17 protein-coding genes are annotated in these 13,988 nt (G+C 68.1%); 11 read left to right on the forward strand and 6 right to left on the reverse strand.

Annotated elements, in window-relative coordinates; translation table 11 throughout:
* Positions 1 to 11 precede the first annotated feature (11 nt).
* Entirely contained in the window at positions 12 to 587 is a 576-nt protein-coding gene (locus tag ABZ345_RS14075; RefSeq protein ID WP_359847189.1) for an HNH endonuclease signature motif containing protein, read from the reverse strand.
* Between the two features lie 84 nt (positions 588 to 671).
* On the opposite strand from ABZ345_RS14075, the gene ABZ345_RS14080 reads away from it, so the two are divergent.
* Positions 672 to 1,223 carry a hypothetical protein gene (locus tag ABZ345_RS14080; protein ID WP_359847192.1) on the forward strand — a complete coding sequence of 184 codons (552 nt, stop codon included), beginning with the start codon at positions 672 to 674 and terminating at the stop codon, positions 1,221 to 1,223.
* Here ABZ345_RS14080 and ABZ345_RS14085 read toward each other — a convergent pair.
* Entirely contained in the window at positions 1,198 to 1,998 is an 801-nt protein-coding gene (locus tag ABZ345_RS14085) for a LysR substrate-binding domain-containing protein (protein ID WP_359847195.1), read from the reverse strand. The two genes, ABZ345_RS14080 and ABZ345_RS14085, sit on opposite strands and share 26 nt — an antisense overlap.
* Positions 1,999 to 2,068: 70 nt before the next feature.
* On the opposite strand from ABZ345_RS14085, the gene ABZ345_RS14090 reads away from it, so the two are divergent.
* Entirely contained in the window at positions 2,069 to 2,746 is a 678-nt protein-coding gene (locus ABZ345_RS14090; RefSeq protein ID WP_359847197.1) for an SDR family oxidoreductase, read from the forward strand.
* Positions 2,747 to 2,779: 33 nt separating this feature from the next.
* A complete protein-coding gene (locus tag ABZ345_RS14095) occupies positions 2,780 to 3,661 on the forward strand; it encodes an ADP-ribosylglycohydrolase family protein (RefSeq protein ID WP_359847200.1) in 882 nt (293 codons plus the stop codon).
* On the opposite strand, the gene ABZ345_RS14100 is transcribed toward ABZ345_RS14095, so the two are convergent.
* Positions 3,658 to 4,116, reverse strand: coding sequence for a CGNR zinc finger domain-containing protein (locus ABZ345_RS14100; RefSeq protein ID WP_359847202.1), 459 nt, complete (start codon positions 4,114 to 4,116; stop codon positions 3,658 to 3,660). The two genes, ABZ345_RS14095 and ABZ345_RS14100, sit on opposite strands and share 4 nt — an antisense overlap.
* 45 nt (positions 4,117 to 4,161) lie before the next feature.
* Between ABZ345_RS14100 and ABZ345_RS14105 the strand changes: the two genes are divergently transcribed.
* From ABZ345_RS14105 to ABZ345_RS14120, 4 genes are read left to right on the forward strand one after another with little or no spacing between them, the layout of a single operon-like run.
* Positions 4,162 to 4,998 carry an alpha/beta hydrolase gene (locus ABZ345_RS14105; protein WP_359847204.1) on the forward strand — a complete coding sequence of 279 codons (837 nt, stop codon included), beginning with the start codon at positions 4,162 to 4,164 and terminating at the stop codon, positions 4,996 to 4,998.
* 51 nt (positions 4,999 to 5,049) lie between these two features.
* On the forward strand, positions 5,050 to 7,536 hold the full coding sequence (locus tag ABZ345_RS14110) for a PEP/pyruvate-binding domain-containing protein (RefSeq protein ID WP_359847207.1): 2,487 nt from the start codon (positions 5,050 to 5,052) through the stop codon (positions 7,534 to 7,536).
* Positions 7,536 to 8,375 carry a tetrahydrofolate dehydrogenase/cyclohydrolase catalytic domain-containing protein gene (locus ABZ345_RS14115; protein WP_359847210.1) on the forward strand — a complete coding sequence of 280 codons (840 nt, stop codon included), beginning with the start codon at positions 7,536 to 7,538 and terminating at the stop codon, positions 8,373 to 8,375. Before ABZ345_RS14110 ends, ABZ345_RS14115 begins: the two co-directional genes overlap by 1 nt.
* Before the next feature lie 10 nt (positions 8,376 to 8,385).
* Entirely contained in the window at positions 8,386 to 9,042 is a 657-nt protein-coding gene (locus ABZ345_RS14120; protein WP_359847213.1) for an EcsC family protein, read from the forward strand.
* On the opposite strand, the gene ABZ345_RS14125 is transcribed toward ABZ345_RS14120, so the two are convergent.
* Entirely contained in the window at positions 9,039 to 9,797 is a 759-nt protein-coding gene (locus ABZ345_RS14125; RefSeq protein WP_359847216.1) for a DUF4239 domain-containing protein, read from the reverse strand. The two genes, ABZ345_RS14120 and ABZ345_RS14125, sit on opposite strands and share 4 nt — an antisense overlap.
* 301 nt (positions 9,798 to 10,098) lie before the next feature.
* Here ABZ345_RS14125 and ABZ345_RS14130 point away from each other — a divergent pair, with 301 nt between their 5' ends.
* The 4 genes from ABZ345_RS14130 (at position 10,099) to ABZ345_RS14145 (ending at position 13,002) form a co-directional block, all read left to right on the forward strand.
* On the forward strand, positions 10,099 to 11,079 hold the full coding sequence (locus tag ABZ345_RS14130; RefSeq protein ID WP_359847219.1) for a hypothetical protein: 981 nt from the start codon (positions 10,099 to 10,101) through the stop codon (positions 11,077 to 11,079).
* Positions 11,080 to 11,266: 187 nt separating this feature from the next.
* The gene (locus tag ABZ345_RS14135; protein WP_359847222.1) at positions 11,267 to 11,449 is read left to right on the forward strand and encodes a hypothetical protein; all 183 of its coding nucleotides are present in this window, start codon (positions 11,267 to 11,269) and stop codon (positions 11,447 to 11,449) included.
* A 143-nt stretch (positions 11,450 to 11,592) separates the two neighbouring features.
* Positions 11,593 to 12,021 (forward strand): CBS domain-containing protein, encoded by a 429-nt coding sequence (locus ABZ345_RS14140; RefSeq protein ID WP_359847225.1) that lies wholly within the window; start codon positions 11,593 to 11,595, stop codon positions 12,019 to 12,021.
* 27 nt (positions 12,022 to 12,048) lie between these two features.
* Positions 12,049 to 13,002: an MBL fold metallo-hydrolase gene (locus ABZ345_RS14145; RefSeq protein WP_359847228.1), complete on the forward strand. Its 954-nt coding sequence runs from the start codon at positions 12,049 to 12,051 to the stop codon at positions 13,000 to 13,002.
* A 105-nt stretch (positions 13,003 to 13,107) separates the two neighbouring features.
* On the opposite strand, the gene ABZ345_RS14150 is transcribed toward ABZ345_RS14145, so the two are convergent.
* Both ABZ345_RS14150 and ABZ345_RS14155 read right to left on the reverse strand, forming a co-directional pair.
* Positions 13,108 to 13,644, reverse strand: coding sequence for an SRPBCC domain-containing protein (locus ABZ345_RS14150; protein ID WP_359847231.1), 537 nt, complete (start codon positions 13,642 to 13,644; stop codon positions 13,108 to 13,110).
* Positions 13,637 to 13,984, reverse strand: coding sequence for a metalloregulator ArsR/SmtB family transcription factor (locus ABZ345_RS14155; RefSeq protein WP_359847234.1), 348 nt, complete (start codon positions 13,982 to 13,984; stop codon positions 13,637 to 13,639). The genes ABZ345_RS14150 and ABZ345_RS14155 overlap by 8 nt, the downstream gene beginning before the upstream one ends.
* Positions 13,985 to 13,988 lie beyond the last annotated feature (4 nt).

Here is a 13,988-nt window from a genome sequence, read left to right on the forward strand (position 1 = left end):
TCGTTTCCGGCTCACCGCGTCGCGGCTCGGCGCCCCCGAGGTCGCCCTGTGGACGGCTGCGCTGCTGGTCCGGCCGCGTCCGGCAGTGTGATCCCGTGGCGTTGAGCCAGTTTCTTCTCGACCTCCGCGATCATGCAGGCGATGGTCGACGGGTTGAGGCGGCTTTCCCCGACGTCGCCGATGGTCTTCGCGAACTCGTCGGCAGCCAGATCGCGGCATTCCGCGGCCAGATCACCTGCGTCCGTGAAGCACGCCAGCGGTTTCCGGCCGAAGATGATCTCGAACTCCTCCCAGCCGCGGATCGTCCAGTACGTGTCGTAGGACTCGGTGCGCGTCGCCCGCAGCCATCGCCACAGGTACCGGGGATCCTGGTGGCTGGGCGCCTCGCGACTGCATCGGCCGCACAGCAGCACCAGGTTGTCGGCCCTGTCGGCACCGCCCAGTGACGCCGGCACGATATGGCACCTCTCCAGCCCGGACTTGTATCCGCAGCGCCAGCACCGTTCGTGGGCCTCACTCCAGTCGACGGCCAGGTCGATCTCGTGCTCGACCCAGTACGCGACGATCTGCTCGTTGGTGACGCGCATGTGTCCTCCCCAGCTGAGTTGACCTTCCTGTCGGTGACGAAGGCGATTGCGTTTCACCTCCGCGCAACTGATAGAACAACCGGAATGCGCTCGTTCGACGACTTACGCGGTTACCTGCTCGGTCAGCTCAACGCCGCCGTCCGCCGTCCCGGCATGTACGGGGGCGAGCCGGTGATCCTCACGCTGCTCGACGCGCTGGCGTTCGCCGACGACCGCACGGACAGGTGGCAGACCGAGCTCGACGCACTGGTGGCGCGCGGGGCGGCCAACGCGGCGATGGTGAGCGGTGCCGTGCACGACGTGCTCGGTCATCGCAGTGAGGACGTCATGGCGTCGGTGTACGCGGATCTCGCGCATCGGCAGGGGTGGCTCAGCCTGGACGCGGACAGCTGGATTCCCGGTGTGCTGGGCGAACGGGACTGCGTGCTCGACGACGTGATCGGGGAGTACGGCGAGCCGCCGTTGTGGTTGGGCGGCACCAATCCGAAGTACTCGAAGACACTCGGCTATCCGGACAGGTCGGGGTCACTCGTGTTCTTCCACTTCATGCCGGAGTTGCGGCTGATGGCGACGCGGCGTGGCGACGGCGGGTTCCGCGACAGCTTCGTCTTCACACCTGCTGGACAATCGCGATAGCTATCTCTGCGAACTCGGCGATCAACGGCGTGGTGCGATGTTCGGCCCACGCCAGCGCCACCTCGTTCGGCGTGATGTCCTCGATCGGCACGTGCACCAGGTCGTCGCGCGAGTAGAACACCGCAGTCGACAACGGCAGCACGGCCACCCCGCCGTGCATCGCGACGTGCTCCAGTTTCTCCTCCACGGACCGGAATCCCGGCGGGTCGGTGTGCTGCACGCGCCGCTCGCCGGACAGGTCCGTCTCCAGCACGCTTTCCTTGCCCGCCAACCGATGCGTCGCCGGCACCACGGCCACGCGCGGCTCGGTGAACAGCGGCGTCAGGCGCAGCCCGGCCTCGGCGACCGGCAGGCGCACGTAACTCACGTCCGCGCGCCCGTCGTGGATCACCTCGACCTGGTCCTCCCACGTCGTGCGCAGGACGTCGACCCGCAGGCCGGGATGCCGCGACGCCAGCAGCCGCACCGCGGGCGTCACGATCAGGCCCGGCATGAACCCGACGGTGAACGTGTCCGCGGCGCCCACCCGCCGCAGCAGCGCCGACGCCTGCGCGAGCAACGGGCGTGCGTCGGCCAGCAGTCGCTCACCGGCCGGGGTCAGCGTCGTGCCCTTCGACGAGCGGTCGAACAGCCGCACCTTCAGCTCTGCCTCGAACGCGCGGATCTGCCGCGACAGCACGGGCTGTGCGATGTGCAGGGCTTCGGCGGCGCGGCCGAAGTTCAGCAGCTCCGCGACCGCCACGAAGTACCGCAGCTTCCGCAGGTCCAGGTCCATACCCCCAGGGTATGACAGACGACCGGACAGGTCTTGGACCCGGCGCCGGCCGGGAGCGCACGCTGGAACCATGAACTCCACACTGGACGGACAGCGCGTCGCGATCCTCGGCGGCTCCTCGGGAATCGGCCTCGCCACGGCGAAAGCAGCCCAGCGGGAAGGCGCGCAGGTCACGATCGTCTCGCGCAAACCCCAGCCTCAGCACGGAATCGAGATCCACGCGGCTGATCTAACCGATCCCGTGGCCATCGCGGACGCGTTCGCGGCCATCGGCGAGATCGACCACCTCGTGTACACGGCCGGGGAGCCGCTCGAACTGATGACCCTCGACGACCTCGACCGGGACCGCGCGAGAACTTTCTTCGGCCTCAGGTACTTCAGCGTCCTCGACGCCGTCAAAGCCGCGCGGGTCACCACCTCGATCACCCTCACCACGGGCATCGCGAAGGACCGGCCGGGACCGGGCTGGGCGATCGCGGCGAGCATCTGCGGCGCCGTCGAGGCGCTCACCAAGGCACTCGCGGTCGAGCTGGCGCCGTTACGGGTCAACGCGGTGAGCCCCGGCGTGGTGCGCAGCCCGCTGTGGGGGCCCGACGCCGAGCAGCTCTACTCCGATGTCGGCAGGACGCTGCCCCTGCAACGGGTCGGTGAGGTCGAGGAGATCGCCCACGCCTACCTGTACCTGATGACGCAGCCTTGGACGACCGGAACGATCCTCACGGTCGACGGTGGCACCGTGCTCGCCTGAAATCCGTTGCGAGGCCGGGTAAAATGGCAGGTGATGCACATAGTTCTGCATGATCGTGCGCGCCTGGACCTCGCATACGCCTCGCTGGACGGGCTCTCCGTCGGCGACGCTCTGGGCGCACAGTTCTTCATGGTCGGCCGCTCGCTGCCCGACCTCGTGGCCGGCAAGCCGCCACGAGGGCCCTGGGAGTGGACCGACGACACCGAAATGGCCTGCAACCTCGTCGCCGAGCTTCGTGATCACGGTGACATCGACCAGAACCGGCTCGCGGCGACGTTCGCCGATCGCTGCGAGCCCTATCGCGGTTACGGCGCGGGGGCTTTCACCATCCTGCGCAAGATTCGCCAGGGCACGCCGTGGAAAGAGGCGGCCGGCAGCGCGTTCGACGGTCAGGGTTCGTGCGGCAACGGCGCCGCGATGCGGATCGCCCCGCTCGGCGCCTACTTCGCCGACGACCCGAAAACCCTGACCACGAAAGCGATCCACGCCAGCGAGGTCACTCACCAGCACTCGGAGGGCATCGCGGGCGGAGTCGCCGTCGCACACGCCTCGGCCATCGCGGCGAAAGCGCGCCTGACGGGCACCGAGCAGGACCTGCTCGGCGGTGTGCTCGACCACCTCGAAGGGAACTCCTTCGTGCGCAAGGGAATCGAGAAGGCGCGCAAGATCGCCACCGCCGACGAAGCCGCCTACGTCCTGGGCAACGGTTCCCGCGTCACGGCGCAGGACACCGTGCCGTTCACGCTGTGGGTCGCGGCGCACCACCTCGGCGACTACCGCAAAGCCGTCACGACCTGCGTCCAGGCCGGGGGAGACGTCGACACGACGGCCGCGATCGTCGGCGGCATCGTCGCCACGCCACCACCGGAATGGGTCGCGGAACGCGAAGAGCTCCCGGACTGGGTGAGCCGCTAGTCCTTGTGCCGCTGGTAGTACCGCGCCACCCGCACCCGGTTCCCGCACGTCGCGGGATCACACCACCGGCGTCGCGGGTGCGCGGGCACGAACAGCAGCCGGCACCCCGGCGCCTCGCACGTCTTCACCTTCCGCACGGCCGGTGACGCCAGCAACTCCGCCGCCGCGCTCGCCAGCACCGCGAGCCCCCGGGCGACCTCGTCACCCTCCCGTGAGCGCGAGACCACCACGGCATCGGACCACGTCAGCACCTCGAACGACGGGGCGCCGCGCAACGCCGCGTTCAACGGCGCCAGATCCGGCTCCAGGCCGTCGCGTGCCGCGAGCACCGCCGCCTCGACGTGCCCGCGCAGCTCTCTGAACGCCTCCGACCAGGGCAAATCCTGCGACGACAACCACTCCTCCAAGCGGTCGTCCTCGGCCGTCAGCGTGTTGACGTAGTCGATCGCGAGCACGGACTAACTGTACATCACCTCGATTACCCGTTAGCCTAATGCGTCATGACGAGAAAGACGCATGTGACGAAGCATCGGTTCGCCGACGTCGACGGGATCAAGGTCTTCTACCGGGAGGCCGGCGACGCGGACGCGCCCAAGCTCCTGCTGTTGCACGGCTTCCCGTCCGCGTCGCACCAGTACGCGCGGCTCATCGAGGAGCTCAAGGACGACTTCCACATCGTGGCGCCCGACAACCCCGGCGCCGGCCACAGCGACGCGCCCGAGCGGCCCTACACGTTCGACTTCCTCGCCGGCACCATCGAGAAGTTCCTGCAGGCAGTCAACTTCACCGGCTTCTCCATGTACGTCTTCGACTTCGGCGCCCCGGTCGGCTTCCGCATCGCGACCCGCCACCCCGAGTGGATCAAGGGCCTGATCGTCCAGAACGGCAACGCCTACGAGGACGGGCTCTCCGGCCTCGCCAAGGGCTTCGTCGCCAACCGCGATCCGCAGGCCGCCCGCGACCTGCTCGCGCTGGAGTACACGAAGTTCGGCTACCTCGAAGGCGCACGCGACCCCGAGGCGATCTCGCCCGACACCTGGACCCTCGACCAGCACTACCTCGACCTGCGCCCACAGCCTCAGGTCGACCTCTTCCTCGACTACCACACCAACGTCGCCCAGTACCCGCAATGGCAGGCCTACCTGCGCGAGCACCAGCCGCCGACGTTGATCACCTGGGGCCGCGGCGACCCGTTCTTCATCGAGCCCGGCGCCAAGGCGTACCTGCGCGACCTGCCCGGCGCGCTGCTGCACCTGTTCGACACCGGCCACTTCGCGCTGGAGGAGGACCTGGCCGAGATCACCGCGCTGATCAGGGGGTTTACCCCGGCCGTGTGATTTATTCATCACGTGTTGAGTTTTTGGCCGGACGCTCGTAACCTCAGCGTCATGGACGACTACTGCGTGGATTTCGGAGCCATCGACGGCACGATGCTCGCGATCGTGGGCGGCAAGGCGGCGAACCTCGGTGAGCTCACGAGGGCCGGCCTGCCGGTGCCACAGGGCTTCTGCGTGACGACGGACGCCTACCGCGCCGTCGCGGTGGCCGACGAGCTGGCGAGCACGACTCCGGAGAACGCCCGCAGGACGTTGCTCGAAACCGCTGTGCCGCAGCAGATCAGGGACGCGATCGTCGCCGAGTACCGCAAGCTCGGGGAGAACGTCCCGGTGGCCGTGCGGTCCAGCGCCACGGCCGAGGACCTGCCGTTCGCGAGCTTCGCGGGCCAGCAGGACACGTTCCTCAACATCGTGGGCGAGGACGCGGTGGTCGACGCCGTACGCCGTTGCTGGGCCTCGCTGTGGACCGACCGCGCCGTCAGCTACCGCGAGACGAACGGCATCGACCACACCACCACGTACCTCGCGGTTGTGGTGCAACGGATGGTGCAATCCGCGGTGTCCGGCGTGATGTTCACGGCGAACCCGGTCACCGGCAAGCGCGACCAGATCGTCATCGACGCGAGCCCCGGCCTCGGCGAAGCGGTGGTGTCGGGCGCGGTCAACCCCGACCACTTCGTCGTCGACGGCAACGAGATCGTGGAGAAGCGCCTGGGCGACAAGAAGTTCCTCATCCGTTCGCTGCCCGGCGGCGGCACCGAGCACGTCGAGGTCGGCGAGAACGACGACCAGTGCCTGACCGACGGGCAGATCCACGCGCTCGCCGTTCTCGGCCGCAAGGTGCAGCAGCACTACGGTTCGCCGCAGGACACCGAGTGGGCGATCGACGACGACGGCGAGCTCCACCTCACCCAGGCGCGGCCGATCACGACGCTGTTCCCGTTGCCGGACAACCCCGACGGCGGGGCGCACGTCTACTTCTGCTTCAGCCTCGCGCAAGGCCTCGAACGCCCGATCACACCGATGGGCCGGGCGGCGTTCCGAGAGATCTCCAAGTCAGCCTTCGAGATCGTGATCGGCGATCCCGCGAGTCGATCCTATGTGGAGAACGGCGAGCGCATCTTCTTCGACGTCACCAAGGTTCTGCAGAGCCGAGTCGGCCGCGAGTTCGTCACGCGGTTGCTCGGCGTGATGGAGGCGCGCTCGTCCGAGGTGCTGCGCGGCCTGTTCGACGACCCGCGGTTCGCGATCAGGAACTCCTCGCCGACGCCTGCTCTCAAGCGCGTACTGCGGCTCGCACGCCGGTTCCACGTGCCGGTGGTCGTGGGGAAGGCGCTGGTGAACCCGGAGAAGGCCGTGCGCAACGCGTTGCTGATGGAGCGCGACATCCTGGAGAAGTCCGCGAACCTCTCGATCGAACAGGCGCTGCAGCAGTGCGTCATCCCAGTGCTGCCCAGGCTGGCCCCGACCGCGCTGGTCGGTTTCGCGATGCTCGGTCTGGTGAGCAAGGTCGTGAAGACGAAGCCGGGTGAGCTGCAGACCGTTCTGCGCGGCCTGCCGAACAACATCACCACCGAGATGGACATGGCGATGTGGGACCTCGCGCAGGAGATCAGGCGCGATCCCGTTGCGCTGCGGCAGTTCCAGAACGGCGAACGCCCCGCCGCCCTCGACCGCTTCCTCGCGAGGTGGGGCCACCGGGCGGTCGCGGAGATCGACCTCGGCCTGCCCCGGTGGTCCGACGACCCGGCGTACGTCACCGGCGTGGTGCGGAACTTCCTGCGCCTGGACGACGACAACGCCGCACCGGACGCGGTGTTCGCCCGCGGCGCCGCCGAAGCCGAGGCGATGATCGAGACCCTCGCCCACCGGGCCTGGGGACGCGGCTGGTTCGTGCGCTTCGCGTTGCGCCGCACCAGGTTGCTCGCCGGCCTGCGCGAGTACCCGAAGTACCTGGTCATCACGCTGTTCGGCGCGCTGCGGAAGCGGATCGCCGACCTCGGCGCCGAACTGGCGGACCAGGGCAGGCTCGCCCAGGCCGACGACGTGTACTTCCTCGACTTCGAGGAAATGCGCTCCGCGGAAGGCGATCTGCGTTCGATCGTGACGGCGCGCCGCGAGGTCTACGACCGGGAGATGCGGCGCAGGCACATCCCGCGCGTGCTGATGTCGGACGGCACCGACGCCGAGGCCGTGCACCACGGCGGCCCGGTGGAAGGCGACCTCGTCGGCACCCCGGCGTCGGCGGGCACGATCACCGGCATCGCGCGCGTCGTGATGGACCCGGTCGGCGCACACCTCGAGCCCGGCGAGATCCTCGTCGCGCCGTCGACGGATCCGGGCTGGACGCCGTTGTTCCTGACGGCGGGCGGGCTCGTGATGGAGATGGGCGGCTCGAACTCGCACGGCGCGGTGGTCGCCCGGGAGTACGGAATCCCCGCGGTGGTAGGGGTTCGGGAGGCTGTGACGCGGATCAGGACCGGTGAGCGGATCACCGTGGACGGCAGCACGGGCGCGGTCACTACACTCGAGAACTGATGACGAACCTGATGCCAGGAACCGAGCTCGCGCGCGACATCGTGCGGCGAGCGTCCGAGAAAGCCGCCGACTACACCAAACGAACAGGACGGAAACCCTGTCTGGCCACGGTGATCGTCGGTGAAGACCCGGCATCGGTCACGTACGTGCGGATGAAGCAAAACCGCAGCCACAAGGCGGGACTCGAGTCCCGCCACGTGGCACTCCCGGAAGCGACGACGACCGACGAGCTCGTGGCGAAGATCCGCGAACTGTCCGACGACGCAGACGTGCACGGCATCCTGTTGCAGCACCCGGTGCCGGGCCACATCGACGAGCGCGCGGCGTTCGAGGCGATCGCCCCGCACAAGGACGTCGACGGCGTCACGATGCACTCGTTCGCCGGGATGTCCTTCGGGCACACCGAGTTCGTGTCCTGCACACCCGGCGGCATCATCCGCCTGCTCGACGCGTACGACGTGGACATCGCGGGCAAGCACGCGGTCGTCATCGGCCGCAGCCCGATCCTCGGCAAGCCCGCCGCGATGCTGCTCCTCGCCAGGGACGCCACCGTCACGATCTGCCACTCGAAGACCGCCGGCCTGCCGGAAATCGTGCGCTCGGCGGACATCGTGGTCGCCGCGGTGGGCAGGCCCAGGTTCGTGCGGGGTGACTGGATCAAGCCCGGCGCCGTCGTGATCGACGCCGGCTACAACGAGGGCAACGTCGGTGACGTCGACTTCGACGCGGCCGTCCACGCGGGCCTGATCACGCCCGTGCCAGGGGGAGTGGGTCCCACGACGATCGCGGTTCTGCTGGAACAGACCGTAGACGCCGCGTGGCGCCACCTGGACGCGTAATCTCGGGTTTGTGGCTGAGTCCAAAGGTGAGCTGAACAAGGTCCAGCAGGGCATCGCCGACTACCTGCTCCGTGCCGGCGTGGACGGGTTCGGCCCGTTCAAGAGCGCACGCGAAGCCGCGTCCGACGCGCTCGCCAAGAAGGGCAGCGAGGCCGACGCGGTCAAGCACCTCATCCGCACCCACGTGGCGCTGGCCGGCGCCCAGGGCTTCGTCACGAACCTCGGCGGCCTGATCACGCTGCCGATCTCGTTGCCGTCCAACATCGCGGCCGCCTACGTCATCCAGACGCACCTCATCGCGTCCATCGCGTCGTTGCGCGGCCACGACGTCGACAGCGAAGAGGTGCAGACGGCCATCCTGCTGTGCCTGCTCGGCAACGCCGGAACCGAGCTGTTCAAAAAGGTCGGCATCAAGCAGTTCACCAGGAAGGCCGCCTCGGCGCTTATTACAAAATACGGTACAAAGAAACTCGGCACCCTCGCCGCCAAGGGCGTTCCGGTGCTGGGCGGCGTCATCGGCGGTGGCGTCGACGCCGTCTCTACCAGAGCGGTCGGCGCATTCGCAAATCGCTACTTCGCCCACACGGACGTATTGCCGAAGGTTATCGACGGCGAGGTGCTGTCCGTGGAGATCGACGAAGCGGACGGAATGACCGATTCGCGCTAGCTCAGCCGGTCCAGTGCGGAGCTGAACGCGTCCGGCGGGATGTTCACCCCGCCGCTGAACGGGTTCTGCAGCTGGTAGATCGCGAACAGCAGCAGAACCAGCGTCGAGCTCAGCGTGACCGTGATCAGCAGCTGTGAGACCAGGTTCGGCCCGCCGAACAGGTACGGGAACAGCAGCGACAGCCCGGTGCCGATCAGCAGCGCGAGCCACACGACCGGGTTGACCCCGTTGCCCGCCGCGTCCAGCCGCTCCTGCCTGGCCTGGTAGACCTCCCACAGCTGGTTCGCCGCCTCGGTCTTGCGGTCCTCCTGCCAGTCCCCGTCCGGCGTCGCCGTCGCGATCGTCTCCTTGAGCTGGTTCAACGTGGCCCAGCCCTTGTTGCCGACCTCCTCGCCCTCGCGCATGTGCGGCCACTCGTCGTCCACGACGGTCGTGGCGTAGTCGCGGATCAGCTGTTCCACCTTGGTCTTGGCGGGCTCCGGCAGGGAGTCCGACGACCAGTTGACGGCAACGAGCGCGTTGGCCTCCCTCTGCACCTGCTCCTCGGCGTTGTTGGACGCGTCGAACAGGGAGATGAGGATGAAAGCGGCCAGAACGGCGTGCAGGCCGGCCACGATGCTGAAGACCGATCCGCCGGCGCCGAGGTTCTTCTCGCCGACTTCCTCCGAGCCGAACCGACGTGCGATGACGACCAGGACGGTTGACAGGACGGCCGCACCGAGAACCCAGAGCAGGCCGGTGACGTAAATGCTCAATTCGGCTCCTTTCTGGTGTGGAATTAGACCACGGTCTACTGTGACGGTCCACGGGGGCCGGTACAGCACGGTCTGGTTAACGAGTAATGGTCAGGTGGGAATGCGCGGCAACAGCAGTGATACCCGGTTGTCGTATTGGGCTGCTCCATTCCGGTGGCGGCGGGATTTGCTTGCGTTGAGCACCATCTCGTCCCTGTTGGTGCTTTCCGCGCCGTTCACCAGCGCCGTTGCTCATGCCGCACCGCAGAACTGTGACGCATTTCAAGTTCGTTCATCCCATCGTGGCGAACTGTCGACGTTCGTGAAACTGGACGTTTCATCCGGTGGGGTGACGGAGATCGCCCGCCTGGACTACGCGGTGAACGCGCTGGGGTACTCACCGGCGTTGGGCCGTCTGGTTGGTCTCACCTCCAAGGGGCACCACTCGTGGAAGAACCCGTCGCACGTCGTCCTGATCGACCAGAAGGGTGCGGTCAGCGACCTCGGACCCGTTGACGCGCAGTGGTTCCGCACCGACGACGTGTCCGCCGGCGCGGTCGTCGGCACGACCTTTTACGTGCGCGACAACGCCCGCCTGCACGCGATCGACATCGACCCGGACAGCGCCTCGTACCTCAAGATCGTGCGGACCGTCGTGCTGGACTGGCCGGCGCTCGCGCTGGACGACTTCACCGCCAACCCGGTGAACGGCAAGCTGACCGGTGTGTCGGCGGCGGGCAGGGGGTCCGGCGAGGTCGTGTCGTTCGACCCGGCCTCCGGACGCGTGCTGAGCCAGACGGAGATCAAGGACCTGCCCGGCACGTCCACGTACGGCGCCGTCGTGATCGACTCCGCGGGCACGATCTTCGCCACCAACAACGGTTACAAGGGCCGCAGCCGCTTCTACCGGATCACCGACACCGCCGTGGAGCTGTCGGCGGGCCCGGAGATGGGCATGATCGACGGGGCGGGATGCCTGCCGAACCCGATGCCGCCGCGCGCCGAACCTCCCGCGCCTCGCCCCGAGGTGCCGCCGCTCCCTCAGCCTCCCGCGCGGAAACCGCCGGCCGCGGTACCGGCTCCCGCTCCCGCGGTGCCGCCGGCTGTGGTGACGACGCCGCCGCCTTCCCTTGCGCCGCAACCGGTTCCGGTGCGGACCGCGCGCCAGATACAGGACCCTCGCAGGGACCTGTCGCTGAAGGCCGAGAGCACGCCGCTGACGAAGTCCCGCAAGTGGGCGATCGTCACCATCATCCTGGTGATGCTGGGCGCCGGCGCGGCCGCTGCCCGGGCCCGCGGATAAATCAGTTGGCGTGATCCGGCGGCGTCGCTACCGTTGCGGCATGTTCATCATCTGATGGAACCCCGCGGCGCTCTTGACGCTGCCCTCGCGACGCTGCTCGCGTTCGGTGACCCTTTCGCGGGTCCTTCTCCCACGGCTCGACCTTCGCCGTGTCCTTTGCACGCCCTCGTCATGAGGAGGCTTTCGCATGCCTGCCACCACCCCGCCAGACCCGGCCACCACCCCGGAAGAGCCCGCGAACCGCGCCGCGCGTCGTGCGCAGAAGCGGGCCAAGCACGACCAGAACCCGCACTTCCAGCTGCCACAGCAGCGAGTGCCGGTGGTCCAGCCGCGCCAGTTCGCGACCCGTCGCCGCGGAGGATCCGCGTAGCTGACGCCGAACCAGGCGCGACACCGCGGGGGACGCATTCGATCGAATGCGTCCCCTGCTCTCTTCGTGCGCTTGATCTCCCGTTCTGTCCGGATCCGATCTAGCCTGAGGTGCTACCGGACCGACAGGATCGGAGGCGCCAGATGAGGATCGCTGACGTTTTGCGCACCAAGGGATCGGCGGTCGCGACGATCGACCCCGACGCATCGGTCGCGGAGCTGCTCAGAACGCTCGCCGAACACAACGTCGGCGCGATCGTGGTCGTCGGGAAGTCCGGCGTCGCGGGGATCGTGTCCGAGCGAGACGTCGTGCGCCGTCTGCACGAAGTCGGCGCTGACCTGCTGTCTTCACCCGTGTCGGCGATCATGACCGCCGACGTGTTCACCTGCTCGCCATCGGACACAGTGGACAGCCTCACGGTCGTCATGACCGAACGGCGCTTCCGCCACGTGCCCGTTCTGTCCGACGGGCAGCTGGTCGGCATCGTCAGCATCGGCGACGTCGTGAAGAGCCGAATAGGACAGCTGGAGCAGTCGCAGGACCAGCTGCAGGCCTACATCGCCCAGGGCTGACCGTCCGGCGTGACTACGCTTGATCGGGTGAATCCTTCTGCTGGCCAGCCCGAACTGGCTCCCGAGATGGTGGAAGTCGCGCCGGGCGTCCACGCCTACATCCAGCCCGACGGGTCCTGGATGATCAACAACACCGGCGTGGTCGTCGGCTCCGACGACTCGCTGCTGCTCGTGGACACCACGTCCACCGAGGCGCGCAACCGCGCGTTGTTCGCCTCGGTGGCGTCGGTGTGCTCGCCAGAATCTACTTTTGGTCCTCGTTACGTCATCAACACCCACCACCACGGCGACCACACCTACGGCAACTGGCTGGTGCCGCCGTCGACCGTGATCGTCGGCCACGACGCCTGCCGCGAAGAGGTGCTCGCCGCGGGCCTGCTCGCCGCCCAGGTGCTGACCGGCCCGGACTACGGCCACATCGAGGTGCGCCCGCCGTCCCTCACCTACACCTCGTCCCTGACGCTGCATCTCGGCACGCGCGTCGTCGAGCTCCACCACCCCGGCCCGGCCCACACCCGCGGCGACACCGTCGTGTGGCTCCCCGCCGAACGCGTCCTCTTCACCGGCGACCTGGTCTTCGCGGGCGGCCAGCCGTTCCTCGCCGAGGGCAGCATCACCGGCTACCAGTCCGCCCTCGAGTTCCTCCGCTCGTTCGACGCCGCGGTCGTCGTGCCCGGTCACGGTCCGCTACTGCGCGGCGCCGAAATCAACCGCGTCCTCGACGACCTGGCCGCCTACACGACCTATCTCTCGTCGCTCGCATCCTCCGGCCACGCCGCCGGCAAGCCGCCCCTGGAAGTCGCCCGCGAGGCGGGGGAGTCCCGCTTCTCGGCCTGGCAGGAGTCCGAACGCCTGGTCGGCAACCTCCACCGCGCCTACCACGAACTCGACGGCAAGCCCCTGTCCGAACGCCTCGAACTCCCTCGCGTCTGGATGGACATGATGGAGCTCCACGGCGGCCCCATCGCCTGCCACGCCTAGCCGCAACCAATATATCGGTCCGCCAACCACCCCTGACCTGCCGCTTAGCAATGACTCTTTGGACGACGTCGTCCAAAGAGTCATTGCTAAGACAGGTTTCACGTTCTAGACGGCTCGGTCGACGCCGGGCGGCTCGGGGACGTTCTCGGACTTGGTGCCCGACGGCAACGCCCACATGAAGGCGCGCATCATGGCGTACTGGAACTTCAGGCCAGTGCCGACGTCGCCGGACTCGACGACCTGCTTGAGCGCGGCGAGGATGCCCTTCCAGGTCGTGTCGACCTTGTCGAGGCGCTTGACGTCCGCGGGCCAACCGGAGTTACGCAGCGTGACGCGCGTGCCGCCGTCGACCTCTTCCAGCTCCCACGAAACGACTGTCCACGGGTCGTCGCGCATGGTGAGCCGTTGCGTGTGGGAGAGCAGCCGCGGCGGGTCGACCTCGACGACGCGGCCGACGACGAAGACCCGCTTGCCGTCGGTCGACCGGTAGTACAGCGGTGCGCCCGGCTCGAGCGCCGAGTCGAGGACGGCGTCCATCATGGCGCGCTGCTTGCCGTCGAGTTTGGTGATCTCCGCCCACACCTTCTCGATGGGCGCGGCGATCACGATGCTGTGCAACAGCTCGGTGCCTGGTTCAGCCAACGTCCTCATCCTCCTGTTCGGCACTCTCGACCGTGTGCTTCAGCCCGACGAGCGCCGCTGCCCAGTTCTGCTCGTAATGCGCGACCCACCGCTGGTGGATCTGCTGGATGGGCACGGGATTCAGGTGGTTGACCCGCTTCCGGCCCCGCGGCTCCACGAGCACCAGATCGGCCTCGCGGAGCACACCGAGGTGCTGCATGACGACGTGCCGGCTCGTCTCGAGCGCCTCCACCAGCTCGCCCGTGGTGCGCGGGCCGGTGCGCAGGACGTCGAGGATCGCGCGCCGCAGCGGATTCGCGAGGGCGCGCCAGACGGCGTCGTCATCATGTGGCATCTTCATTACG

The sequence above is a fragment of the Lentzea sp. NPDC005914 genome (assembly GCF_040629405.1).
Lineage (GTDB): Bacteria > Actinomycetota > Actinomycetes > Mycobacteriales > Pseudonocardiaceae > Lentzea.